Genomic DNA, 24,498 nt, shown 5'->3' on the forward strand with positions numbered 1-24,498 from the left:
GCGATCCATGATGTGCCGCTCGGAGCGCGCGTCCAAGAAACGGGCTGGCACGTTCCCTGCGCGGGTCGGATGGGGCTCGCACTTCGCCCGCCGTACAATCTGCCCGAGAGGAATCCATGATGAATCGCTCGCTTCGAATCGCCTGCTTCCTGGGGTGCGCCGTGTTCGCCGCAGCGACGGCCGGGTGTGCCCTGACCATCGACGACAACTCCATCACCGCCGAGACCCTCGTGCGTTACGAGGGCACCGACGAGAGAGCGCGGGTCGAGTACCTCCCGACCCAGAGCGTCCGCATCGTGAGCGAAAACGGGGACGTCGAGGTCCGCACCGGGGACGTCAGCGCCGTCGAGGTCACGTTCTCCCCGTTCACGATGCGCAAGAAGGACGAGGGCGCGATCGCGGTGCAGGAGATCGAGGACGACCTCGAGCTCTCCGCGATCACCTCCGGCGACGTCGTGATCTCGACGCGGCGCATCGGGGGCGGCTGGGGAGGGCTTGGCGCTGACATCCAGGTCGTCCTCCCCGCCGAGTTCGACGGCGGGCTCCGCGTCGAGCAGGACAACGGCGGTGTCGACATCAACCTGGATGGCACCCCGTCCCGCGGCACCACCGTGGTGAGCGACAACGGCAGCATCGACGTGATCGGCGCGCGCGGCGCGATCGACGTGGCCACGGACAACGGCCACGTCTTCGTCGATCTCGACGCGTGGAGCGCCTCCGATGGCGCGATCAAGTCGGGCAACGGCGCGATCGAGCTCTCGGTGCCGGCCGGGGTGGACGGGATGATGACCGCGCACACGCTCAACGGAGACGTCGTGGAGGAGGGCATCCCCTCGACGTGGGCCACCGCTGGCGAGGGCAGCGCGACGTCGTACACGATGGGTGACGGCGACGGCGGCCTGCTCGAGCTCTTTACCGAGAACGGCGACATCACCATCACCGTGAAGTAGCTCCGCCAGGACAAAAGCCGAGAGGCGAGCGCCGGGTCGCCCCGGGCTCGCCTCTCGGCTTTTGTCCCACCGGCGCGCCGGCGATGCCGGCGCTCCGGATCACGCGCCGGCGACGCCGGCGCCCTCGATCACCCGCCGGCCGGCGGCTGGGCTTCGGCGCCGGAGCCCTCGGGCGACTCCTCGCTGCCCTGCGCCGCGGTGTCCCTCGCGGGCGGGACGGCGCCGGCCGGGACCGGGATCCGCAGCTGGCCGCCGCCCTGCTGCGCGAGCACGCCGAGCGCCTTCTGGAAGAACGCCGCCAGGAACGGGATCTCCCGCGGCGGCGCGGTGATGAGCCCGGCTTCCTTGATGGCGCGCGCGACGGCGAGGGCGGTGGTGGCCGCGGCGTCGCCCCTGCGCGCCCGCAGCGACACGGCGCTGCTCCGCATCCGCGTCGCGAGCTGCCCGCGCACCTCGGGCGAGAAGAACCGGTCGGTCGCGAGATCGATCTCCTCCCGCAAGGCCGTGTTCACCTGCCCGGGATCGCGCATCCCGTCGGCGCCGAGCCGCTGGCCGACCTTCTGCAGGAGCTCGTCGAGCGCCGCCCGCGCGGGCAGCCAGTGCCGGAACTCCGGCTCCTCGTGCAGCGCGGCGGAGCCGGCGATCTGCGCCGTCACCTGCTCGTCCGTCAGGCTCTCTTCGAGGTCCGCCACCGGGTGCTTCGGCTCCGCGTCCGGCGGGGGCTCGATCAGATCGCGACATCCTTCGAGCCCGAGCGGCACGACCTGCCCCGACACCGCGTTCTGCCGCTTCGCGGCCGCGATCCGGTAGCGCGCCCACTCCAGGGAGACGGGGACGGGCGCCGTGCCCAGGTTCTCGTAGGCGCGCGCGCGGCCCTCCTTGATCTGCGAGCCGCTGAGCCACCCCGCGCCGGCGTGCAGCACGCCGACCGCGTCGCGCACGATCACCTCCGCGATCCGGTAGCGGCCGCTCGTGTCGCGGCTCGTGATCGCGATGGCCTCGGTCCCGCTCGAGTCGGGCGGGATCAGCGTCGCCTCGACCACCTCGGCGCGGTCCTCCGCGAGCCGCACAACGCGCGGGCGCGTCGGGATCGTCGCCCCGCGCGACTTGAGCACGTTGAGCGCGCGCCGCGCCGCCTTCCGCGCCGCGCCGGAGGCGTCCTCCGACTCGGCGGCCGCCGCGATCGCCTCCGCGTTGGAGGCGCCGAGCCAGGCGTCGACGAGCGCCGGCGCGGCGTCGCCCGCCGACTTCAGCGCCTCGAGCGCCCGATCCCAGCCCGCCGCGAGCACCTCGGCGTCGAAGTCGACCTTCGCCGCCCCGGCGCCCGGGCTGCCTTCATGGCGCGCGCCGCTCTCGGCCTTGCTCTTCGAGGCGTCCGCGGCCTGCTTGGCCTTCGCGGTGCGCGCGCCGAGCGCCTCGCGCGCCGTGAGCGCCGGCTTGTCCGCCGTCGCCACCTGCTTCGCCTTGGCCGCCGGCAGCGCGAACAGGAGGTGCGCCGGCCTGGCCGGGCCCTGCGGCTGCCGGGCGCTCTTGCCCGTCACGACCGTCGCGGCCGCGCCCTGGCCGACCACGGTCACCATCCGATCGCTCTGCTGCTGCTTCGCCGGCGCTCTTCCCTCGGCGCCGGGGCCCTGCGGGCGCCCGCCCTCCGGCCGCCCGCCTTCCGCGCCGGGCCGCGCCGAGAAGCCGCGGTCGGGCCTGGGCCCACGGTCCGGCCTCGGTCCGCGATCCGGCCTCGGCCCGCGGTCGGGCCTCGGGCCTCGGTCAGGCCGGAAGCCGCGGTCGGGCCTGGGTCCCCGATCGGGCCTCGCGCCCGGCTCCGCGCCTGCTGCCTGCGCAGCGCCAGGCCCCTGTTCCGGCCTGGGTCCACGTTCCATCCTGGGCCCGCGGTCGGGCCTCGGGCCGCGGTCGGGGCGCGGGCCGCGGTCGGGCCTGGGTCCCCGATCGGGCCTGGGGCCGCGGTCGGGCCTCGGCCCGCCGGACGCCGCGGCGGGCCGCTCGGGCCTGGGCGCGCGGTAGTCGCGCACCACGCGCGGCGCGACGGTCGGCGGCGGCGCGGCGTCCTCGGTCGTCGCCGGCGGCGGCGCGTCGGCGAGCGCCGGCCGCTTGCGGGGCGCGATGAGGTCCAGCAGCGAGCCCTGCGGTTCCTTTGCGGCGGCCTTCGCCGCGGGACGCGGCGCCTCGCCTGCGGGCTGCGCCGGCGCGCCCTCGGAGGGCTCGTCGGGCCGCTTCGCGCCGCTCGCGCCGACGGACGTGCTCGCCGAGCGGACGACCCGCCGCGCGCGCGGCTTGTCGCCGCTCTCTGCATCGGGGGCGCCCTCGCGCGCAGATTCGGAAACTGCGCTGGCGGTCCGCTCCGTGCTCTCGCTCTCGTTCTTTGTGCTCATGTCGAGGCTCCCGGGGACATATTGGAGATGGGGACCGCGGCCGCGGCTCCCCGATTATCGCGAAAGATGGGCAACAGCTTCGATCTCGACGGCGGCGCCCTTGGGCAGCGCCGCCACCTGCACCGTCGCCCGTGCGGGCAGCACGCCACCGACGGCCGCACCGTACACCTGGTTGACGATGGCGAAATCCGCGAGGTCCGTCAGGTAAATCGTGGTCTTCACCACGTCGCTCCAGCTCGCGCCGGCCGCGGACAGCACCTCGGTCAGGTTCTTGATCACCCGGGCCGTCTGCTCCTCGATCCCCCCGGCGACGAGCTCGCCCGTCGCGGGATCGATCGGGATCTGGCCGCTGCAGAACACGAGATCTCCGGCTTTGACGGCCTGCGAGTAAGGGCCGATGGCGCGCGGAGCCCGATCGGATGTGATGGCGATTTTGGACATGTCGACCTCTGATATCGTGAGCGCTCCGGCGTGAAGAACGCCCGCCCGCCCCAGCCCTCGCTCTCGTGGGCCGGGGCCGATCCTCGCGTTTCCTGCTAGCCGAAGCTCTTCCGGCCTTCGATGGCTCGCCCCAGCGTCACCTGGTCGGCGAACTCCAGATCTCCCCCGTGCGGCACGCCGCTGGCGATCCGCGTGACCTGGATCCCCATGGCGCCGAGCTCCCGCGCGAGCAGGAGCGCGGTCGCCTCTCCGTCGACGGAGGGCGGGGTGGCGACGAGCACCTCCCGCACCGGCTGCTCGGGGTCGCGCACGCGCGCCCGGAGCGCCTCGAGCGGCAGCTCCTCGGCGCCGATCCCCTCGAGCGGTGAGAGCAGCCGGCCGAGCACGAAGTACCGCCCGCGCATCGCCCCGCTCCGCTCGATCGCCAGGAGGTCCTGGACGCGCGCGACCACGCACAGGAGCGCGCCGTCGCGCCGTGTGTCCAGGCAGATGGCGCAGAGCGCCCGGCCGTCGTCGTCGAGCTCGGCGATGTGGCCGCACCGGATGCACGGCCTGATGTGATCGCAGAGCTCCACGAGCTCGCCCCCCAGGTCGCGCGCGGTGTCCTCGCCGGCGGTCACGAGGAAGAGGGCGAAGCGCTGCGCCGTCTTCTCGCCGACGCCCGGCAGGCGCGCGAGCAGCTGGGCGACGCGCGAGAGCCTGCCGGGCAGCCCGCCGGGCGCGCTCCGGAAGCCGGCCGCGGGCGCGCCCCGGTCGCCGTTCGGGACCTTCGAGGAGCCGGGGAGCGACGACGGGGAGCGCAATGCCGTCAAGTGTGCATGCCGGGGAGCTTGACGCCGCCGGTCACCTTGGTGATCTCGGTCTCGACGAGCTTGTCGGCCGCGTCGAGCGCCGAGTTCGATGCGGCCACGATGGCGTCGAGCGCCATCTCCAGGCCCTCGCTCGCGAGGAAGGCGGGGTCGACGTCGATCCGACGCAGCTTGCCCTCGCAGGTGACAACGACCGAGACCTTGTCGCCGGCGGCGGTCGCGCTCACCTCGCGGTCCTTCAGCTCGCCCTTCACCTGGTCGATCTTGCGCTGCACGCGCGCCGCCTGGCGAACCAGCTCGTTCATTCCGCCGCGAAATTGCATATTCAGACGGCCGTCTATGCCGTGAACCGCGCCGCGCCGCAACCGTGAAGGGGAGGGAGGAGGTGACGAGAAGTGGGCCGACGGGGGCGTGGAGCGCCGGGCGCTCCGACGCGGCGCGCGGCGCTCCGACGCGGCGCACGCGGCGCGCGGGCCACCACGGGCGCCTCCTCCCGGGAGGCGGCGCCGGCCCTGCGCTCGCCGGCTCCTCCGCGGGTTCCGCCACGCGCCACGGGTTCCGCCACGGCTCCACGGTGGACGCCCCCGTCCTCTGCGAGCGGACGCTTCCGTTTCTGCTTCCGACTTCAGATTCCGCGCGTGGGCGCCTCCGGTGCGCCCCGCCGCGAGCGGGCTCCTCCGTCTCCCGGGGGGGCTCCTTGGCGCGCTCTCCGGGGGGTTCCTTGGCGCGCTCTCCGGGGGCTCCTTGGCGCGCTCTCCGGGGGCTCCTTGGCGCGCTCTCCGGGGGCTCCTTGGCGCGCGTGGTGGCCGGTCTCGGCCCTGGCGCGGGGCGGGGGTGCATTTGGCGTGGCAATTCTGGCAAACTCTCCGGAATGCAGGACGACTTCCGTGCCGGCCACAGCTGCGGCGACGCGCCCGCGAGAAGGTGCTAGTCGAGCAGCGTATGAGCTACGTCGTCCTCGCGCGGAAATGGCGACCGCAGTCCTTCGAGGATCTCGTCGGCCAGGAGCACGTCTCCACGACGCTCGGCAACGCGATCGCGCGGGATCGCGTCGCCCACGCCTTCCTCTTCACGGGCGTCCGCGGCGTCGGCAAGACGACGAGCGCCCGCATCCTCGCGAAGGCGCTGAACTGCGTCCACGGCCCGACGGCGACGCCGTGCCAGAAGTGCGCGCCGTGCGCCGAGATCACGGTCGGCGCGGACGTCGACGTCCAGGAGATCGACGGCGCGAGCTACAACGGCGTCGACGAGGTGCGCAAGCTCCAGGAGAGCCTGCCGTACCGGCCGGCGCGCGACCGGTTCAAGATCTTCATCGTGGACGAGGTCCACATGCTCTCGAACGCGGCGTGGAACGCGTTCCTGAAGACGCTCGAGGAGCCGCCGCCGCACGTGAAGTTCATCTTCGCGACGACGGAGGTGCACAAGGTCCCGGTCACGATCCTGAGCCGCTGCCAGCGCTACGACTTCAAGCTCATCGGCGCGCAGGCGATCGCGGCGCGGCTCCGCTGGGTGCTCGATCAGGAGAAGATCCCCGCCGACGATCCGGCGCTCAGCGCGCTCGCGCGCGAGGCGGCGGGGAGCATGCGCGACGCGATGAGCCTGCTCGATCAGGTGATCGCGTGGGTCGGGACGAGCGGCGATCGCATCACGGCCGAGGGGGTGGCGAAGGTGCTCGGCGTCGCCGACCGCGTGGTGCTGCACCGGCTCGCGGGGGCGCTCGTGGACGGCGACCCTGCGGCGTGCGTGCGCATCGTCGGCGAGCTCGCGCAGGAGGGGTACGATCTGCCCCACGTGGCCCGCGACTTCCTCGCGCACCTGCGCGATCTCGTGGTGGCCAAGGTCTGCGAGGATCCGGCGCCGCTCTTGGATCTCGCGGACGAGGAGGTCGCCGACGCGCGGGCGCTCGCGGCGCGGGCGGACGCGGACGATCTCACGCGGCTGCACCAGGGCTTCTCGCGTGCGTTCGACGACATCGCCCGGAGCGGCCAGCCGCGCGCCGCGCTCGAGATGGCGCTCGTCCGGCTCGCCCGGAGGCCGCCGCTCCTGCCGATCGACGAGCTCTTGCGCCGCCTCGGTGATCTCGAGCGGCGCCTGAACGGCGGAGGCGGCGGCGGGGGTGGCGGCGGCGCGCCAGAGCGCGGGCCGCAGCGGCCCGGCGCGCCGTCCGGGGGAGCGGCCGCGCCCCGGCGAGGGGCGGCGTCGGCCGAGGCTGCGCCCGAGGAGGCGCGCGCTTCGGGCGCGGCGGCCGGTGCCGCGGAGGGAATGGCGCGCGCCGGGAGCGGCATGGCCGACGGGGCGGCGCGCGCCGGGAGCGGCGCTGCGGCGAACGGCGTGGCGAGGGCGCACGACGCTGCGGCGCTGAACGGCGCTGCGGCGAACGGCGTGGCGAGGGCGAACGGCGCGGCGGCGAACGGTGCGGCGGCGAACGGTGTCGCCTTCGCGAGCGGCGCAGCGGGCGCGGGTGGGGTGGGGAGAGCGACTGGCGCGGCAGCGCACGGCGCAGCGGCGAACGGCGCGGCGGCTAACGGCGCAGCCGCGAACGGCGCGGCGGCAGCGAACGGTCTGGCGAGAGCGAACGGCGCGGCGGCCGTCTACGGCGCGCCGGGCGGGAGCGGGGTGGCGAGGGCGCACGGCAGCATGGCGGCGAACGGCGCGGCGGCGGTGAGCGGCGCGCCGGCGGCCAACGTCGTCCCCTTCGTGAACGGCGCGCCGGGCGTGCACGGCGCCGCGACCTCCTTCGTGAGCGGCGGCGCCGCGCCGGCCTTCGCGAAGGCCCCGCCGTACGCGAACGGCGCGGCCGCGCCCGCGTACCGCGCCGACAGCGCCCCGCCTCCCTCGCCGCGCGGCGCGCTGTACTCCGTTCCACAGAGCGCCCCGCCGGTCGCGGCGCAGAGCCCGGCGTCGAGGTCGAGCGCGCCGCCCGCGGCGCAGAGCCCCGCGCCGCCGTCGAGCGCGCCGCCGCCGGCGATGAGCGCCGCGGACCTCGCCACCTGGCGCGCGGTGATCGCGGCGGTCAGGGCGCAGCGGCCGGCGCTCGCCTCCGTCCTCGAGCACGCAGCGGTGCTGGAGCTCACACCGACCCGCGTCGCCCTCGGCTACGAGGCGAACTCGTTCCTGGCCGGCCAGGCCACCGAGCCCGTGTCCCGGGACCTGCTCGCCCGCGTCCTGGGCGCCCACTTCGGCGGCCCCGCCGAGCTGGTCTTCGAGACGATCACCCGCGGCAGCGCCGGCCCCTCGCTCGCCCAGGTCGAGACCGCCGAGCGCAAGGCCCGCGTCGACGCCGCGAAGCGCGCCGTGGCCGAGCACCCGCTCGTCACGGCCGCGATCGAGCTGCTCGGCGCGGAGCTCAAGGACGTGCGGCTCTCTCAGGACTTCGCGGAGGGGTGAGGGCCACGCGCCACCGCGCCACCGCGCCGCGAGCGCTGGCGCGCCGAGCGTGGCAGTCGGCTGCCGGCGCCGTGGCCTCAGCCTCCGTTTCGCAGCCAGCTGCGGAACGCCTTGACCGCCTCGTGTTGATCCGGCCAGCGCACGAAGCGCGCGAGCGCGACGAGATCCAGATCCGGAATGAGCTCGCTGGCCGCGATGGGCTCGTACTGCTCGCCGCGCAGCGCATGGATGTGGAACGTGTCGCGCTCCCAGAACCAGACTTCGCGGACGCCGAGCCCGCCGTACACAGGCAGCTTGTCGAGTCCACCGCTCGTCAACACCACCTCGATCGCGATGTCGGGGAATTCGTTCAGCGTGCCGCCGACGCAATAACACTCGTCGGGCTCGAGGCCGCATGACTTGGCCTCGCGCCGGAACGTTGTTGAGCCGTAGGCGTAGAGCGGCACGTCCCGCTCCAGCGCGAAGAGCTCGATGAGGCGGGCGATGGTCGTCTTCGCCACTTCGTGATCGATGGACGGCCTCATCAGCTCCAGCGTTCCCTCGCAGAAGGTCATCCGCAGGCCGGGGGTGTCGAGCTCGTCACGCAGCCTCACGTAGGTCTGCCAGGGGACGCCGTGGATCACGAACCGCTGCTCCCCCGCAGGAGCGGTCGAGGACGGAAGTGGCAAGTGTGCGGCGGCGACCATGGGCTCGCGCCCAGGATAGCACGCTCGTCCGACCGTCGCCGCCACACCCCGTGAACGCTGCGATGACGTCGCCTCCTGCTGTCACCCCTCGCCGCGATCCGGTCGCGCGCGGCGGCGTCCAACGCTCCGTCGCCGATCGCAGCGCGTGGGCAGCTCAGGCGTGGTGCGCGGAACCGAAGAGCCGCGCGCGGCTCGCCAGGAGCTCCGCCCTCTCCTCCACCGTGCCAGGGCCGACGTCGATCACCTCGAATCCCGCTGCGCGGTAGAGCGCGCCGAGCCGCTGATTGATCCGCTCCGCCTCGGCGGCGCGCGCCTCTCTGCTCTTGCCCCAGCGCGGCTCCTGGAGCTCCGGCATCACCGCGAACAGGAACACAAGCGCATACCGCTCGAACGCCGGCTCGCCTTCCGGCCAGGGATACTCCGCCTCTCCGCTCGTGCGCAGGTAGTACTCGACCGGATCGAGGTACCCGCGCTCCAGCCAGTCGCCATCCCGCGCCTCCGCCTCTATCTTCTTCTGGGTCTCCAGCACCCGCGCGGCGAACTCCCGCTTTCGGCACATCGGGCAGAGGTGCTCCGGCGTGTCGATCGGGCGAAACGGCGCGTCCGGCGCGTGGCCGTGGGTGCGCGCGCCGAGCTCGTCGAGCACGCGCCGGTGCGCCTCGCCGTGGACGCGGTGGCCCCGCGTGGACGCGAGGTGACGGAGCGTCGTGGTCTTGCCGCACGAATAGGCGCCTGTCGCCACGAAGAGCGGTTTGCTCATGACCATCCCACCTATCGCCGCGCCCACCACACCGAGCCCGCGCCGCGCTCGATCGCCCGCTCGGCGCGGGACATGAAGTGAGCGACGGCCTCCATGACGCCCGCGTGATCCTCGTTATGGTCATGGCCGGCCAGGACGGCGCCCGGCTTGAGCCTGGGCCACCACGCCTCGACATCGGCGAGCACGGCCGCGCGGTCGTGCGAGCCGTCGAGGAACACGAGATCCAGGCTCGCCTCGGCGAAGCGCGCCGCCGCGTCCGTGGACGTCATCCGGAGGACGTCTGGCCGGATCCCGAGCGCCTCCATGTTCGCCCTGAACGCGCCGGGCACGTCCTCCGCGGCCAGCATGGCACGGTATCTGTCGGCGTACTCGTCGCTGGAGCCTCCCCAGGTGTCGACGCAGTGGAGCGTGACCCCGTTCCTCGCCGCCAGCCGCCCGACGTACGCTGTGGAGAGCCCCTTCCACGAGCCCACCTCGACCATCGCGCCGCCACGGAGGGGGCGCACGAGCGCCCGGTAGGCGAGGCCGTCCTCCTCGGAGAACCAGCCCTGGATGGGCGCGACCCGGGTCACCGGGAACAGCGCGAGGAGCGCCGCCTGCTTCTGCGTCGGATCGCGGTACTCGTATTGCCTGTCGCACAGCTTGACGAAGCAGCGGGCGTCGTGCGCGACGAACAGCGGCCGCTCGATCACGGCGAATTTCTTGAGCGACGTGGACCGCTCGGGCTCTCGCTCTCCTCTCCGGATCTCGCCTTCGGTCGTCGCGAAGATCACGTCTTCGTGCCGGATCGGGCGCCCTTGATCCGGGCCGTCGGTCCAGGCCCTCTCTCCCGGGTATCCGGCGCGGTCGGTGCCGTGCTCGAGGAGGCGAGCCAGCTTGTCCGCCTCGCTCGCGCGGAACAGGAGAGGGTGAGGGATGCCGTGCCCTTCGAGCTCGTCCAGGACCTCCTCGAGGAAGAGGAGATTCCGGCCGATATAAGGAAGGGGGAGGATGAGCGCTGTCATGACGCGTTGAGCGAGGTGTGTATCGAAGGGGGAGGGCCGAGGATGCCGTCCCAGGGTTGCCAGGTGGAGGCGAGCCTCGCGTTGGGGTGGAAGATGAGCTCGTGGACGATGCCCGGACCCGAGCGCTTCGTCTCCTCGAGCTGGGCGAGATCGGCCTCCTCGAAGACGACATCGATGTCCTCGAAGCGGAACACCTCGACATAGTAGTAATAGCCCACGATCTGCCGCTCGAACGAGAACCGCGCGTCGGCGCTCAGCGCGTCGAGGATCGGCTCGAGCCGGACGCGGGCGCGATCGCTGTATTTGACGACGTGGTTCTCGACGACCGCGGTCGGGTCGGTCTTCATGAGCTGCCGGAAGATCACGTTGTCGACGCCGAGCGACCGGGCGAAGCGCAGGTAATCCACGATGGGCTCGACCGCGTCGATCTGCCCGTCGAGGAGCACGCAGGAGAGGCGCACCCGGGTGCCGCCCGCCGTCGCCGCCGCCACGACGCTGCGCAGCTCGTCGGCGCGGAGGCCGTCTTTCATCACCATCAGCCGTGCGTTCCTGTCGTGATCGGGGTGGGCGCGGCTGATGTTGAGGTGCTGGACGCCGGTCTCGACGATCCAGTCGATCACCCGCTTTCCTTCGCGCTGCTGGAGCAGCCCCGAGCCGTTCGTTGTGAGCGTCCGCTTGCGGCCCCGGTGGGCCTGCCCGAGCGCGAGGATGCGGGGCAATCGCGGATCGTGGCTCGGCTCGCCGCCGGTGATGGAGACCGTCGGATCGAGCGGCCGGAGCGCGTCCAGGGACGCTGCCATGGCATCGAAATAGCGCCCGTCGTCGTCCTCGACGGTCTTCTGCACGGACAGGCTGCGTCCGCGTGATGCGGGCCTGAGCTCCTCGACGCAGAAGTGGCACTTCGCGTTGCAGGGCTGACGGCTGTAGATGGAGAAGTTCGCGTTGCGGTAGATCTCGACCGGCCGGCCCCACAGGTCGAAGCGCACCGTCTCGCCGGCCGTGCTGTTGCCCTGGAGATCGAAGGCGCGGCTCTTCAGGCGGCGCCATTCGTCGCGGAAGGGGCGCGCGCTCACGGCAGCCTCCTCATGGCGTCGGAGCGCGCCACGAGGTCGGGGCCGAAGGCGAGGCCGTCCGGGTTGAGCATCGTGAAATGGGTCCCGACGAGGAAGGGTTCATCCCAGTCCTCGCGCTTCTGCGCGAAGCCATAACGTTGCAGGTGGAACACGTTGGCGAGCTCGATGAGCCCCGCGTCGCGCACCGCCTCGACGACCCACGCGTCGCCGTCGGGCTCGGTCTTGCGCAGCCGGACGTTCAGGACGAGCTGGCGGTCGCCGCCGAGCGCGGAGAGCCGCTCGCGCAGGGCGCGGCCGAGGGCGAGCAGGCCGTCGTCGTGCTCGAGGAGGTGGTGGTTCACCGAGAGCTTGATCGTGGCGGGCTCGCCGAGCTTCTGCAGCCAGGCGTCGAGCCCGGCCGGATCGCGCGGGATCTCGACGCCGTTTGTCACAACGACGACGCGCGCGCAGCGGGGCTCGGCGCGGGCGAGGCGGACCATCTCGTCGAAGTGCGGGTGGATCGTGGGCTCGCCGCCCTCGAGCTGCACCTCGAAGGGGCCCTCGGCCGGGAAGCTCGCGAGGTAGCGGTCGAGGGCGAGGAACGTCTGCCCCCGGGGCGACGAGCAGGTGCAGCACCACGGGCAGGAGCGGTTGCAGTGGTTCGAGGTCGCCACGTAGAGCCGGTGCGGCCGCTCCGCCGTGGGGCGGTCGAGCGGGAGCGCGCCGGTGAGCGTGGCGTTCTGGGGTCTCGTCGCGGTCGGCATGGAGCCTCCTGCGACGATGGTACGGCGGCGGGGGGAGGGGATGAAGGAGATCCGGGGCGGCGGATCACGGCGATGGGGCCATCGCGCCGAGGCCGAAGTGGGAGGCGTAGCCGAGGGCGATGGGGCCGCGGACGGGCTCGGCGAAGGTGAGGCGTAGGCCGAGGCTCGCGGCGACGGGAGGGCGCTGATCGGGGTTGAGCACGCGCGCGTTGCGGAAGTGGCGCCAGCGCGTCGCGAGCCGCGCTTCCGGGAGCGGCGCTCCTGCTTCAGGCCCGGCGAGGCGGAGCTCCCCAGGCTGACGGCGCTGCCACACATCCCAGAAGTCGCTCGCTTCGCTGTAGTCGCCGCCGTCGAGCTCGACCTCGATCCGCTCGGCCAGAGGCAGCCCGCGCGATGCAAGCTCGGCCTGGACCTGACCTTCGAGCGAGTTCGCTCCCTGTCGCTTGAGGTGTCTTGGCGGCACGAAAGGCAGCACGCTTGTCCATACCTTCGCCGCTCTCACGTACGGCACTGCCTGTTCGAAGTCCTCCCTCAGGCCAGTCTCCACGAGGGTGACGAGCGTGCAGATGTCCTTCCTGAAGATTTTTCGCACGCCGGAGAGCGCCTCCCGCGTTCTCTCATCGAGCTCCATCGCCGCGTGTACGAGCACGTGGTCGAAGTGGCCCTCGCTGCCCAGGGAGGCTGGCAAGAGCCAAGCGTGCCTGTGACCCTTCAAGGGTGCCCTGTGCGCGTCTTTGCCGGTCAGGCATGGCGAAGGTCCAGAACCGTCGCCGCGGTCGGATTTCCGAACGAGCGCCGCATGGAGCACCTCCATGCAGAGCAGGGCGTCCGCGGGGCGCGGCAGGACGTCCCTCCGCGCGGTATCGGAGGAAAGCGCGAGGAGCGCGGTATCCTGCCGCTGGGCACGCCGGTGAGCACCTCTCACCGGTCTTGTCGACGTCCTCGCGAGCGCGTCACCTTCGCGCCAGTACGACAGCCAGCGGCTGCCCGGTGGCTGACTCCACCCCTCACGCTGAAGGTCGCCGGAAGTCTTGAGGAGCGCAGTGAGGAGGTCCGCCGGATAGAGCGCCTCGAGCTTCGCGGCCTCCTTGGATGCAGCGCTCTTCTTTGGCGCCTTCGCACCCCGGCGAGCCGGCTCCACCTGCTCCGCTCCGCCTCTCCCGCCCACGCGCTCTCTCCGGAACGCCGCATACTCCGCGGCGCTCAGCGGCGCGAGCAGCGCAATGCGTTCATACCCCGGGCCAGGCGCGCACTCCGAGGCGCGGCACGGGGACAGGTGCTCCGGCAAGACCTCCGTGACCGTCGCGGCCACCCAGGATTCGGCGCGGCCCAGGTAGCTCAACCGGTCCGCGAGCGCCTCGAAGAGCGCTCGCTCCGCAGCCGTTGGGTCCACGTCCCAGGTGATCCCGAGGACCGCTTCTTCGCCGCGCCCCACGAACGCGAAGGCGTCGAGCACCTTCGCGGTCACGTTCTTGTAGAGCGGCATGTAATGGCGCGTATGTCCCGTCGACGCCGGTGGCAGATGGTAAACGGGCGGCGACGCTGCGAGCCGTTTGATCAGCGTTTGCCCCTCCGGCGGGACCGCGGTCCAGCCGAGCCGGGCGAAGCCGGTCGCGAGGAACGCACGGCAGAGCCGCCATGGGCTCGGTGGCCACTCGATGTCCCCCTCGTTGACGTGCCGGCCCCAGGGGGTGGCATGGTACGAGCCGGACAGGAATCGAATCGCTAGCCGCAGCATCAGGAAGAGAAGGTGACAGTGGTCGGAGCGCCGGAGCCTGCGAACAGGTCCTTGCACGCCGCGATCACAGAAGGCAGCTCCGCTCGCAGCGCGACCACGGAAGGCATCGTGGACCTTGCCGGGCGCTCGACGCGCAGCGGCGACGCCGGCACGAGGTCGCACGCGGTGCGCAGGCGCAGGTCGCCCTCCAGCAGCGTCGCCATCTTGAAGAGGGCGAGCGGCACGAGCATCCGTTCGGCCGCGGCGCCGAGGCCGTAGCCGCGGATCTGGTGCAGATCGAGGCTGAAGAACGCGAACCAGGCAGCGGAGGGCGGCGGAGGTATCACGTGGGGACGTTCCAGGTGCCGGGCGCGCGGGGAGGCGCTTCCTGTAGGCCGGAGCAGCTTCGCAGAAGAGGGAGGGCAGGGGAAGTGTGAGATCGATGCAGACGATGGCTCATCCGCGTTGTCTCGAGCGTTCGAGCGCTGCGCGCAAGATGGGCAGTGTCCGGAGGTCTTGAGGACGAGCGGCTCTCTGTTTGAGCTCGATCAAGTCCTCGAGGGAGAGAACACGAATGCGAGGACGATGCTCCGGCGCAACCACGGAGCGCCCGAGGCGGCGGTGCTGTCGGAGCTCGACCAGCTCGCGCGCAAGGCCGCGGAGGCGCCGTCGTTGCCGTCGCTGCTCGGCATTGAGGGGACGGCGGCCCGGGTGTATTTCGGGGCGTTCGCCGGCATGTTGAAGGGCGCGGGCGAGGCGAGGGGCGAGTTCGATCTGGAGGGGAGGAACCGGCGGCCGCCGCGGGATCCGGTGAACGCGCTGCTGTCGCTGGGCTACGCGCTGCTCGCGAAGGACCTCGCGACGACGCTGGGCACGGTCGGGCTGGATCCGCTGCTCGGCTTCTATCACCAGCCGCGCTTCGGGCGGCCGGCGCTGGCGCTGGATCTGATGGAGGAGTTCCGGCCGATCGTGGCGGACTCGGTGGTCGTGGCGGCGATCAACAACGGGGTCGTGGCGCCGGACGATTTCCAGCGCTCCGGCGGCGCGGTGGCGCTGCGGCCCGCGGGGCGCAAGAAGTTCCTTTTGTCGTACGAGCGGCGGATGGACCAGCTCGTGACGCACCCGGTGTTCGGATACCGGATCAGCTACCGCAGGGTGCTGGAGGTGCAGGCGCGGCTGCTCGCGCGGGTGCTGCTCGGCGAGGTGGGGGCGTACCCGTCGTTCCGGACCAGGTGAAGGCATCACCCCGGACGAGGGGAGTGAAGGCACGGCGCGGGAGAGCGCGGGCCGAGGGAGCGAGGGAGAGAGCGAGCGAAGGAGGCTGGCGTGAGGCAGAGCTACATCGTGAGTTACGACGTCTGCGATCCGAAGCGGCTGCGCAAGATCTTCAAGGCGATGCGGGGGTACGGCGACTGGCTGCAGCTCTCGGTGTGGCAGTGCGAGCTGAGCCGCAGGGAGCTCGTGGAGCTGCGGCGCGATCTCGGGCAGATCATCGATTCGAGGGGGGACCAGGTGCTGATCATCGACATCGGTCCGGCGAACGGGCGCGGGCTGAGCGCCATCGCGTCGCTCGGGAGGGCGTACGTCCCGTCGGAGCGGGTGGCCGTGGTGGTGTGAGGCGCCGAGCTGGCGGGGGCGGAGGGGCGCCGCGGGCGAGCTGTCTTCAACGAGCCGCCGGGTCCGCGAGCCATGCGGCGAGGGCATCTGCGGCGAGCTCCAGCCGGACATCGTCGAGGCGGGAGAGGCCGAGGCGGTCGAAGCGTTCGGCCAGTACGGGGCGTTCGGCCTCGGACAGCGTCCGCCCGAGCTTCTTCTCGAACTGCGTAGCCAGCGCCTGGATCTGCCCCTCCTTGAGGCCCTCCTTGAGCCCCTCCTGGAGCGCCTCCCTTCGCGCCTCGTCGCGGATCGATTGCTGGAGCTGCTCGAACCACTGCTGAACTTCCGTCACGATCTCCTCCTCTTCCGCATCTTCTGCCGTGCGTGCCGCGGGCTCGGCCGGGGTTTCGAAACGCAAGCGTACCAGCCAGGGCAGGGCGATGCTCCTCTCCCAGGCGTCCTTTGGCAGGGCGGTGACCTCCCGGATGGCGTCGCGGAGCACGGCGCGGGCGCCGAGCAGGCGCAGCAGCAGGGTGCCGCGGGTGCGCGGCAGCTCGGCGATCGCGACGACGTCGACCCGCCATCCGCGCGCGGCGCGGTAGAGGCCGGGGCGCCCCGGCTCCGGGGCGAATCCGAACGCGTCGAGCACGGTGGCGGGCCGGCCGCTGCTGAGGACGCACAGCCGAGGGAAGGGGACGGCGCCGCCGTCGCGGCGCTCGAGCTCGTGGTGCCAGTGGAGCTGCTTGCGAACGCAGCCGCGCAGCTCGGCGGGGCCGGGGGTGTCGTGGAAGAGCTCGAACTGGCAGGGCTCTGCCGCGAGCTCGCCGAGCAGGCCGAGATCGGCGCGCAACGTGGCGCGGGCGGGATCGGGCACGTACCAGATATCCATCGTCTGGGAAGCCGCGATGACCTCGACCTGGGTCTCGGTGGGGCCGACGACATCGAGGGTGTCGCGCAGGACGTTCTTGCCGAAGGCGTCGAATCTGCTGCGCATCGGTGCGGGGCGAGAATGGGATTCATCGAACGTGCCAGCAAGCCAATTTTCGCGTGGGGCAGGCTGATTTTGCGAAGCGAGGGAGAGGGGCGCCGCGTATGGGGAGGGGCAGGAGCAAAGGGTTTACGTGTGCCGCATCGATGTCGTGCTGCAATCGCGTTGCGGGCGCGGCGCTGCGCATCTGGCGCGGGGCATCAGGTGCCGCGTCCGGGCACGCGCGAATCGATGGATGGAGCGGGGGAGGGGCGCGCGATAAGGGAGAGGCCGTGTACGCGGTGGGTCCGCGCCGCGCCGTTCAGCGCGCCTTGCGCTCTTGCGCTTTGCCTTCGCGACGGGGGCGAGGAACGCGCCGGCGGCGGCCTTGGAGGAGCTGGCGCGGCGGAAGCCGAGCTCGCGGAGGAGCCTGCGGTCCTCGCCTGACAGGCCGCTGCTGCCGGCGGCGCTTCGTGCCGCGGCAGAGCGGTGTTGCGTCGATGGATCCTGCTGGCGCCCCACGTCGAGGGGGTCGACGACCGCGCGAGGTCCGGTCGAGCGGCCCTGATGCGAAGCCCGAAGCCGTCCCGGCGCCCTCGGCCGGGGCGGTCCGCACGCTGTGAACCCGTCCGGGTGATCCGGCACGTCCAGGCGGGAGATGGGTCCAACCCTCTCCCGCCTGGAGGTGCCTCCAGAAAAAGACGAGTGGACACGTCTCCGCGGTGGACGTGCCTCCAGAAAAAGACGAGTGGACACGTCTCCGCGGTGGACGTGCCTCCAGAAAAAGACGAGTGGACACGTCTCCGCGGTGGACGTGCCTTCACAAAAGATGGGGGGCACCCATCTCCGCGGTGCGGGTACGAGCGCGCTCGCCCAGGCCACTGGGACCGTCCGGGAACGCGGGCGAGCTCGGTCGCGCAGGCCACCTCGGGGAGAAGGATGACCTGTCCGGCGCAGCGACCGACGGCCGGCGCCACGGTTCCCGCGGTCCTGGCGCCAGAACACGTCGGCCCGCAGGACGCACGCGCCGCGCGGGCGTCGGCGGGGCGGTGGAGGGTTCCCCCCGGTATCGTGATGCAGTGAGGAAGGAGAAGGAAGGAGCGCCGGTCCCGTGCGCGTGCGCCGTTTCGTGAGCAACGGATCCGGCGGGGGAATCACGGCGAGCGACGGCGGCGGACGGTGGGGCAGATGGCAGCCGTGGGCGCGAGGGCGGTCGGCGCACCGTCGAGGGCCCGAGCCATCGGAGCTGCGCGTTGCGACGCCGATCGACGGTGGGCGACGGTGGCTGAGCGGACGAGGCCGGGCTGGAGAGACACCGCTACGCGCGCCGGCGGAAGGGCTGGGGCACGGCGAGGCGGGAGTGTGGTAGAAGGGAGGCGACGGGCCCGCTGCGAGCGGTGGAGTGACGCGAAAATCCCGGGAGGCGCTCGCAACGCCGGTAGGTGTTTGAAATGACGATGGTTTTCGAGAGGGAGGGGTGCCTCCGGAGGGCCCTCGGCAGCCGGGGAAGGGCGGGCGAACGGGAACCCCTCGCAAACCGGCTTGCAAGTACGCGAAATGCCAGGTACGCCTGGGAGGCCTCTCTCCGCCGCTGAAAGGCGGCGGCCCCATTGAAGTTGCGGCGCTGCGTCCCCCGCTGCGCCTGATTCGTTATCTCTCCGCCGCTGAAAGGCGGCGGCCCCATTGAAGTCAGGAGCGCGAGGCGTTCACCCTGAGCTCCTACACGACCTCCCGACGCCGTAGGGCTCGTCTAGCCGAAGAGAACTCTCCGCCGCTGAAAGGCGGCGGCCCCATTGAAGTCGGGAGAGCAACGCCTCCTCGATCGCGCGACTCTGGCTCTCCGCCGCTGAAAGGCGGCGGCCCCATTGAAGTCAGCGCAGGAGCGCGGTCAGAACACCCCGCGACACCTCACTCTCTCTCCGCCGCTGAAAGGCGGCGGCCCCATTGAAGTATCGACGAGGACGACGACCTCTCCATGGCGCTCCTCCCCTCTCCGCCGCTGAAAGGCGGCGGCCCCATTGAAGTTCCCAGTCGCAGGTGACCGCGAGCCGGTCGCCCGTCTCTCCGCCGCTGAAAGGCGGCGGCCCCATTGAAGTAGTGGGAATATCATCCCACGAAATGCAACGATCGACGACTCTCCGCCGCTGAAAGGCGGCGGCCCCATTGAAGTGACCAGTCCGCGCTGTGTCAGGGCGGCGCAAGACCCGTCTCTCCGCCGCTGAAAGGCGGCGGCCCCATTGAAGTTATCGCTGGGTCGTGTTTCCCGTGCATTCATATCGATACCTCTCCGCCGCTGAAAGGCGGCGGCCCCATTGAAGTAACCGCATCACCTCCGCGTTCACCGCGGGCGCCGCCACTCTCCGCCGCTGAAAGGCGGCGGCCCCATTGAAGTAACCTGCTCGGCCTGCTTTCGCAGCTCGGGAGCGCGATCTCTCCGCCGCTGAAAGGCGGCGGCCCCATTGAAGTTCGGCCTGCCGGAGCTGTGCGGCCTCGGCGGCGTCGGTCTCTCCGCCGCTGAAAGGCGGCGGCCCCATTGAAGTCCGCCCTTGCCACGCACCTTCAGCGAGGCATCGCCCGCCTCTCCGCCGCTGAAAGGCGGCGGCCCCATTGAAGTGAGACGATGGAGCGCGCGGTGATGCAGTTCTTCCCCTCTCCGCCGCTGAAAGGCGGCGGCCCCATTGAAGTGAGCACCTTGGGCGGTACGGGGGGCGCTTCGGGAGTGCTCTCCGCCGCTGAAAGGCGGCGGCCCCATTGAAGTGAGTCCACCGAGACCCCGTGCGTGGCCCGGATGTAGCTCTCCGCCGCTGAAAGGCGGCGGCCCCATTGAAGTGAGCCCCTTCCGCGCTACCGCGCCGCTCGCTCTCCCTCTCTCCGCCGCTGAAATGCGGCGGCCCCATTGAAGTGACAGGGCCGTGTCCCTGCCTGGTGACTACTTCAGCACTCTCCGCCGCTGAAATGCGGCGGCCCCATTGAAGTAAGAACACTTCCGGCATCGCCCACGGCATCAACGGCGACTCTCCGCCGCTGAAATGCGGCGGCCCCATTGAAGTGTAGAGGCGTGCGCGGTGTGTGACGGGGAAGAGGTCGACTCTCCGCCGCTGAAAGGCGGCGGCCCCATTGAAGTCATCTGAATCCTCTACAATTACATCCGGACCCTTCAGACTCTCCGCCGCTGAAAGGCGGCGGCCCCATTGAAGTGTCTCGCACGGAGACGGTGCGGAAAGCACGATCCGCCTCTCCGCCGCTGAAAGGCGGCGGCCCCATTGAAGTGCTACGTGGCGACGGTGGCGGTGCCGGCCGGTCTCGCCTACTCTCCGCCGCTGAAAGGCGGCGGCCCCATTGAAGTCGAGCGAGGCGGGGCACCCTGCTCCGACCGTGATCGCGACTCTCCGCCGCTGAAAGGCGGCGGCCCCATTGAAGTACGTACGCCGGCAAGGCGCGGATCCCTGCGGCGGTCTGGCTCTCCGCCGCTGAAAGGCGGCGGCCCCATTGAAGTGTCGCGCTCTGCTTGGCGTGCGGGCTGGCGGCGTACGCTCTCCGCCGCTGAAAGGCGGCGGCCCCATTGAAGTGCGCCGGCGAGCATGAAGAGCCCGGCGCGGTCGTACTGGCTCTCCGCCGCTGAAAGGCGGCGGCCCCATTGAAGTGCGATTGCCGACCCGTCACGCGACGTGCGGCCACCACTCTCCGCCGCTGAAAGGCGGCGGCCCCATTGACGCTTGTACGCGTGCATTGGGCGCTCCTCCGCAGCCTTCGCGCTCTCCGCCGCGGAAGGCGGCGGCCCGATTGAAGCGCTGACCAGGGCCTCAGCAGTAGAGCGCGCGGTCTCTCTCTCTCTCTCTCTCTCTCTCTCTCTCTCTCTCTCTCTCTCTCTCTCTCTCTCTGAAGGTGACGTTTTATCGAATCGAGTGAGGTTTGTCATGGTGCGGTGGCTAGTTGTGCGATGCGGTTCGGTGGTTTTCTGTTGTCTGCCGATTGTCGTGTTCGTCGCTGGGTGCATGAAGATCGTTCCGGATGAGTGTTATAACCCTGGCGAGACGGTCTGGCTGTGCGAGTACGCGGTCACCGCTGAGGCTTGCGATTGCTTCGTCGAGCAGCGGCAGACTGAATGGGCCTGCGCGACCAGCTACGGCATGGCCGCTGACAAGACGGACACGCTGGTCATGGTTACCCCGGGCGTGCGGAGCTATCGTCTGGTGCATTGCGCGGATACCTACAGCCGCTATCCGCAGGCAATGGAACCCGACCTGGTCGTGCGTCCGGTCTGCGATGCAGCTCCCGAGGACGACGAATGTGCGGTCTGCGCGAAGGCCTCGTGCTGCGAAGAGTTCAGCGCGTGCATGGACGATCCAGCGTGCGCTCGCTGGATGGACTGCCTGTCAGCAGGCAACGATGCGCCCAGCTGTTCCTCGCTCGATCCCCGCGGACCCGTCGAGGACCTAGCGGCGCCCGCGGCTGCGTGCCTGGAGGCATCCTGCGCTGCACAGTGCCCAGGCCTGAGCTCCCTCGGCGGCGCACCGACCTCTCGACTTCCCGCGCCTGGACGGGGGACCCGATGACGAGGCGCATGGACTCCACCGAACACGCCGCCGTGATCCTGCGCGGCGGTGAGCTTGCGCGCGCTCACGACCCCCACGTCTTGCTCTCCGCGCTCGTGGCGCGGCTCGATCTCGACGGATTTCACACCCTGGGGCGTCTGATCTCCAGAAGCGCTGAAGCGGAGGCCCGCGGACCGTCGGCGCGCGCGGTGTTCTTCGCAATCGCCTTGATAGGGCGGCTGCGCATCGAGGGGCGCGGCGAGCTCGCCGACGCGGTCGTCACCTCGCTGAGCGGTCGTTCCGACGTCGACCCGGTGCTCTGGCTGAACGAGGCCCACGCGCTCATCGGCATGGGCCGCGAGGTGGCCGCGCGGGGTCGCGCTCAGGGCCTCCTCCGCCCGGCGGATGACGTCGACGCAAACGCATGGACCTACTTGAGGAGCCTCTTGGTCCGGCGCCTCGAAGCCGATGGGCGCGAGGAGCTCGCGCGCGCCGTGAGCGCGGCGAGCAGGGCGTTCGAACGCCGAGAGCGCGTCGAGCAAGCACCGCAAGCCCAGCATGGCGTCGCCGCCGTCCCGCGCGAGCCCCGCCCCGTGCATGGCGCCCAGCGGGCGCTCATCGACAGCGTGGCCCGCGCCGACACCGCAGATGTCCTGGCCCACGCGGCCGTCACGAGGCTTCGCGCCGAGGGACGCGACACCCTGGCGGCCTCGATCATGATGTTCTGGGCGCGCGAGATCGCCGGGCCGATGGTCGATCCAGGCCAGATCGCTGCCGAGCTGCTCGCACGGCTCAGGGCTCAAGGGCACGGTGAGCTCGCGGATACGGTCGCGCAGCTGCTGCGCGGTGCCGCGATCGACCGCGACCCGTGCGAGATCATGGCGCTCTGGCTGCACGAGCTCGCCAGGCCGATGGTCGATGCGGCGCCGCTCGCCGCCGCCCTCGTCGCGGCCCTCCGCAACGAGCGGCACGAAGCGCTGGCGGACGGGGTCGAAGCGCTGCTCCTGCCGCATGCCTAGATGGCGTCGCCGTGCGACGTGTGCACGTTGCGGCGGAGCCCGCCGCTCCCCGAGGGGTTCGAGCGCTGGGCCGCAACCTTCGACCTGTTCAACCTGGTGGGGCTCCTCTGCGCCCCTCTCGAGCTCGCCTGACGCTATGCCTGGAGGGTCCCTTGGCGCGGCGAGCGCTGCGCATGCGGTGGTAGCCCGGTGGGTTGGGCGGGCGGGCTCTTCGTGGCTGTCTCCTCCCGACCTTGGCACCGCTTCGATTCAAGTTCTCTTCTTGCGGGTCGTCTTTGGGGCCTCCTTTGCCTTGCGCGAAGCGTCGAGATCGAGCGCAATCTGGCCGACCATATCCACGGCCATGTCGTAGATGCCCTCCATGAGACGCTGGAATCGAAGCATCCCGTAAGCCGGGTCGATGCTGCGTGGCAGCCCGATGTCCCCTATCTCTCCGAGCCACTTGATCGGCAACTTGGACGCGTCCAGCTCATGTCGAGCTCGCTTCATCGCCAGCTGAAGCGCTTGAATCGCATCGATTCCTGGAACGTAATGAAAGAACTCCTTGTCAGAAAGCCCTGAGATCAAGAGCGGGCAAGACCATTCGTCGCCCGGGGGCTTTGGAGGGATCGGCTTGCCGATGACGAGGACGATCTCGCGATCGGGCTCATCATCCACGGCGTAACGACGAACAGCGATAGGATAGCTTATCTTCTTGGCCATGTTGGTTAGTCCGGAAACATGGTTGTGTTGCAGAAATTCGTCCACTCGGGGACGCGGCCGCTGTTGGCTACCTCCCAAAATCTGAGCTTGTTCCGGGGATTAAGCATCCACTGGGATCTGCGAAACCGCTTGCACGAAGAGCGGGTCGTTCGCCGGCGCCTCCAGGCCGAAGACCCGCGCCTCCCCGGCCACGGCGGCGTCGATGAGCAGCCGCATCTGGGCGGTCAGGGGAAGACAACACGGCGGTCCGGCTTGAGTCGACCGAACGTGCGCTGGAGCTCGGCGTCGACATCGAGCTCACGGAGGAAGACACCGAAGCCGACCAGCCACGCCACGCCGGTGAGCGTCGTCTCCGTCGCGCGGAGGTGCACCGCACGCGGATCGGGACGGCGGACGCCGGCGCGTCGAGGCGGGGTCGGTTTGGGCTTGTTTCGGCGGATGCGCCGTCGCACCTTCGAGGTGCTCGGCGTGCGCTTGCGTTGGGTCATGACAAACGCAACGGCTGCGCACGCCGAGCCTTTTCTTCAATGCATTCCGTTTTGCGGCGTCAGTTTGCCACTTTTTTGAATGGCTCAGGACGCGCGAAATCCAGGCTCAGTTGACAACGCCGTAGCCTTCGGCGTTACCATCCCCGGCATGAAGCGGATCACATCTTGGCCGGTCGTGGCCGGGCTCGTCGTCATCGCTCTCGGCTGCGGCGGCGGCGGCGCGGGCGCCGGCGGAGCGGGCGCCGGCGGAGCGGGCGAAGCGGGCGAAGCAGGCGCCGGCGGCGGCGCAGGCGGAACGAGCGGCGGCGGCGGCACGGACGGCGCTGCCGCGGGCACCGGCGGAACGACCTCTGCGGCCGGCACCGGTGGATCGCTCGCGGGAACGGGCGGTGGCGGCGAGGGCGGCGGCGCGGCGGCCGGCGGCAGCGGCGGCGATTCGGGCGCGCAGGGCGGCGCCGGTGGCGGCGCGGGCTCGACCTATCGGCCCTGCCCGACCGACGGTACGGCGTGCAAGATCATGCCGTTCGGCGACTCTATCACCGACGGATACAACGGGGACACGCCGGGCGGCTATCGCGTCGAGCTGTTCCGGCTCGCGCACGCGGCGGGCAAGAACATCACGTTCGTCGGTTCGGGATCGAACGGACCGAACACCGTTGGCGGCGTGGCGTTCCCGCACAACCACGAGGGCCACAGCGGCTGGACGATCGCCCCCGCAGGCGGAAGGAGCGGCATCTCGACGCTGGTGTCGACCGTCATGCCGCAATACAAGCCCGACATCGTGCTCTTGATGATTGGAACCAACGACGCAATCGACAATTACGACATGCCCAACGCCCCCAAACGTCTGGGCGCGTTGATTGACAGCATCTACGAGCAGCTCCCCAGTGTTCTCATCGTGGTGGCGGCGCCCGTCCCGTCGCGCGGCGATGCGAGCAAGGGCGACGACACCGCGCTCAGCGCGCGCATCAAGACCTACGACGACGCCATTCCGGCGGTGGTGAAGGCCCGCGCGGACGCAGGCCGACACATCATCTCCGTCGACATGTACACGCCCTTCAATCCGAACAAGACCACGTTACTCGAAGATCAGTGGCACCCCAACCTCCAGGGCTACGTGCTGCTGGGCGAGCAGTGGTACGCGGCGTTGCAGCCTCTGCTCTGACGGCGCGGTCGCTCAAGGGAGGCGCGCGGAGCCCGACGCCCGGCGCGGCGTGTGCAGGCTCGACCAGAA

General features: G+C 71.0%; 22 protein-coding genes and 1 CRISPR repeat array. Of the genes, 8 read left to right on the plus strand and 14 right to left on the minus strand.

Features of this window, described 5'->3' with window-relative positions; translation table 11 throughout:
• The first annotated feature begins 116 nt into the window (after positions 1-116).
• Positions 117-950 carry a hypothetical protein gene (locus WME90_RS01255; RefSeq protein WP_437279212.1) on the plus strand — a complete coding sequence of 278 codons (834 nt, stop codon included), beginning with the start codon at positions 117-119 and terminating at the stop codon, positions 948-950.
• Between the two features lie 128 nt (positions 951-1,078).
• Here the strand turns inward: WME90_RS01255 and WME90_RS01260 are convergent, their stop codons facing one another.
• The 4 genes from WME90_RS01260 to WME90_RS01275 form a co-directional block, all read right to left on the minus strand.
• On the minus strand, positions 1,079-3,337 hold the full coding sequence (locus tag WME90_RS01260; RefSeq protein ID WP_437279213.1) for a hypothetical protein: 2,259 nt from the start codon (positions 3,335-3,337) through the stop codon (positions 1,079-1,081).
• 54 nt (positions 3,338-3,391) lie between these two features.
• The gene (locus WME90_RS01265; RefSeq protein ID WP_437279214.1) at positions 3,392-3,778 is read right to left on the minus strand and encodes a RidA family protein; all 387 of its coding nucleotides are present in this window, start codon (positions 3,776-3,778) and stop codon (positions 3,392-3,394) included.
• 95 nt (positions 3,779-3,873) lie between these two features.
• Positions 3,874-4,590: a recombination mediator RecR gene (recR, locus tag WME90_RS01270; protein WP_437279215.1), complete on the minus strand. Its 717-nt coding sequence runs from the start codon at positions 4,588-4,590 to the stop codon at positions 3,874-3,876.
• Positions 4,587-4,910 carry a YbaB/EbfC family nucleoid-associated protein gene (locus tag WME90_RS01275; RefSeq protein ID WP_437279216.1) on the minus strand — a complete coding sequence of 108 codons (324 nt, stop codon included), beginning with the start codon at positions 4,908-4,910 and terminating at the stop codon, positions 4,587-4,589. Before WME90_RS01275 ends, recR begins: the two co-directional genes overlap by 4 nt.
• A 619-nt stretch (positions 4,911-5,529) precedes the next feature.
• On the opposite strand from WME90_RS01275, the gene dnaX reads away from it, so the two are divergent.
• The gene (gene dnaX / locus WME90_RS01280; RefSeq protein ID WP_437279217.1) at positions 5,530-7,974 is read left to right on the plus strand and encodes a DNA polymerase III subunit gamma/tau; all 2,445 of its coding nucleotides are present in this window, start codon (positions 5,530-5,532) and stop codon (positions 7,972-7,974) included.
• A gap of 77 nt (positions 7,975-8,051) precedes the next feature.
• Here dnaX and WME90_RS01285 read toward each other — a convergent pair whose 3' ends face one another.
• The 7 genes from WME90_RS01285 to WME90_RS01315 form a co-directional block, all read right to left on the minus strand.
• The gene (locus WME90_RS01285) at positions 8,052-8,660 is read right to left on the minus strand and encodes a Uma2 family endonuclease (RefSeq protein WP_437279218.1); all 609 of its coding nucleotides are present in this window, start codon (positions 8,658-8,660) and stop codon (positions 8,052-8,054) included.
• Positions 8,661-8,814: 154 nt separating this feature from the next.
• On the minus strand, positions 8,815-9,420 hold the full coding sequence (locus WME90_RS01290; protein ID WP_437279219.1) for an ATP/GTP-binding protein: 606 nt from the start codon (positions 9,418-9,420) through the stop codon (positions 8,815-8,817).
• Between the two features lie 11 nt (positions 9,421-9,431).
• The gene (locus tag WME90_RS01295; protein ID WP_437279220.1) at positions 9,432-10,424 is read right to left on the minus strand and encodes a class I SAM-dependent methyltransferase; all 993 of its coding nucleotides are present in this window, start codon (positions 10,422-10,424) and stop codon (positions 9,432-9,434) included.
• A complete protein-coding gene (locus WME90_RS01300; protein ID WP_437279221.1) occupies positions 10,421-11,497 on the minus strand; it encodes a radical SAM protein in 1,077 nt (358 codons plus the stop codon). Before WME90_RS01300 ends, WME90_RS01295 begins: the two co-directional genes overlap by 4 nt.
• Positions 11,494-12,240: a radical SAM protein gene (locus WME90_RS01305; protein WP_437279222.1), complete on the minus strand. Its 747-nt coding sequence runs from the start codon at positions 12,238-12,240 to the stop codon at positions 11,494-11,496. The genes WME90_RS01300 and WME90_RS01305 overlap by 4 nt, the downstream gene beginning before the upstream one ends.
• A gap of 64 nt (positions 12,241-12,304) precedes the next feature.
• The gene (gene csb2, locus WME90_RS01310) at positions 12,305-13,978 is read right to left on the minus strand and encodes a type I-G CRISPR-associated protein Csb2 (RefSeq protein WP_437279223.1); all 1,674 of its coding nucleotides are present in this window, start codon (positions 13,976-13,978) and stop codon (positions 12,305-12,307) included.
• A complete protein-coding gene (locus tag WME90_RS01315) occupies positions 13,978-14,304 on the minus strand; it encodes a hypothetical protein (protein ID WP_437279224.1) in 327 nt (108 codons plus the stop codon). Before WME90_RS01315 ends, csb2 begins: the two co-directional genes overlap by 1 nt.
• Positions 14,305-14,473: 169 nt before the next feature.
• Here WME90_RS01315 and cas1 point away from each other — a divergent pair, with 169 nt between their 5' ends.
• Both cas1 and cas2 read left to right on the plus strand, forming a co-directional pair.
• The gene (gene cas1 / locus WME90_RS01320; RefSeq protein WP_437283547.1) at positions 14,474-15,193 is read left to right on the plus strand and encodes a CRISPR-associated endonuclease Cas1; all 720 of its coding nucleotides are present in this window, start codon (positions 14,474-14,476) and stop codon (positions 15,191-15,193) included.
• Between the two features lie 90 nt (positions 15,194-15,283).
• Complete coding sequence (cas2, locus tag WME90_RS01325; protein ID WP_437279225.1) at positions 15,284-15,574, plus strand: CRISPR-associated endonuclease Cas2; 291 nt, start codon at positions 15,284-15,286, stop codon at positions 15,572-15,574.
• A gap of 46 nt (positions 15,575-15,620) precedes the next feature.
• Here the strand turns inward: cas2 and WME90_RS01330 are convergent, their stop codons facing one another.
• The gene (locus tag WME90_RS01330) at positions 15,621-16,547 is read right to left on the minus strand and encodes a hypothetical protein (protein WP_437279226.1); all 927 of its coding nucleotides are present in this window, start codon (positions 16,545-16,547) and stop codon (positions 15,621-15,623) included.
• A gap of 1,554 nt (positions 16,548-18,101) precedes the next feature.
• A CRISPR array of direct repeats spans positions 18,102-20,236; the repeat unit is 36 nt; unit sequence CTCTCCGCCGCTGAAAGGCGGCGGCCCCATTGAAGT.
• Between the two features lie 279 nt (positions 20,237-20,515).
• Between WME90_RS01330 and WME90_RS01335 the strand changes: the two genes are divergently transcribed.
• From WME90_RS01335 to WME90_RS01345, 3 genes are read left to right on the plus strand one after another with little or no spacing between them, the layout of a single operon-like run.
• Positions 20,516-21,076 (plus strand): hypothetical protein, encoded by a 561-nt coding sequence (locus WME90_RS01335; protein WP_437279227.1) that lies wholly within the window; start codon positions 20,516-20,518, stop codon positions 21,074-21,076.
• A gap of 8 nt (positions 21,077-21,084) precedes the next feature.
• Positions 21,085-22,074 carry a hypothetical protein gene (locus tag WME90_RS01340; protein WP_437279228.1) on the plus strand — a complete coding sequence of 330 codons (990 nt, stop codon included), beginning with the start codon at positions 21,085-21,087 and terminating at the stop codon, positions 22,072-22,074.
• Entirely contained in the window at positions 22,075-22,206 is a 132-nt protein-coding gene (locus tag WME90_RS01345) for a hypothetical protein (RefSeq protein WP_437279229.1), read from the plus strand. It begins immediately after the preceding gene.
• 117 nt (positions 22,207-22,323) lie between these two features.
• Here the strand turns inward: WME90_RS01345 and WME90_RS01350 are convergent, their stop codons facing one another.
• Together WME90_RS01350 and WME90_RS01355 are read right to left on the minus strand one after the other, a co-directional pair.
• Positions 22,324-22,776 carry a DUF6968 family protein gene (locus tag WME90_RS01350; protein ID WP_437279230.1) on the minus strand — a complete coding sequence of 151 codons (453 nt, stop codon included), beginning with the start codon at positions 22,774-22,776 and terminating at the stop codon, positions 22,324-22,326.
• Positions 22,777-23,000: 224 nt separating this feature from the next.
• Positions 23,001-23,264, minus strand: a complete 264-nt coding sequence (locus WME90_RS01355) for a hypothetical protein (RefSeq protein WP_437279231.1) — start codon at positions 23,262-23,264, stop codon at positions 23,001-23,003.
• A 175-nt stretch (positions 23,265-23,439) separates the two neighbouring features.
• Here WME90_RS01355 and WME90_RS01360 point away from each other — a divergent pair, with 175 nt between their 5' ends.
• Positions 23,440-24,429, plus strand: a complete 990-nt coding sequence (locus WME90_RS01360) for an SGNH/GDSL hydrolase family protein (protein WP_437279232.1) — start codon at positions 23,440-23,442, stop codon at positions 24,427-24,429.
• The last annotated feature ends 69 nt before the right edge of the window (positions 24,430-24,498 follow it).

This window comes from Sorangium sp. So ce375 (assembly GCF_051473855.1).
Taxonomy (GTDB): Bacteria; Myxococcota_A; Polyangia; order Polyangiales; family Polyangiaceae; genus Sorangium.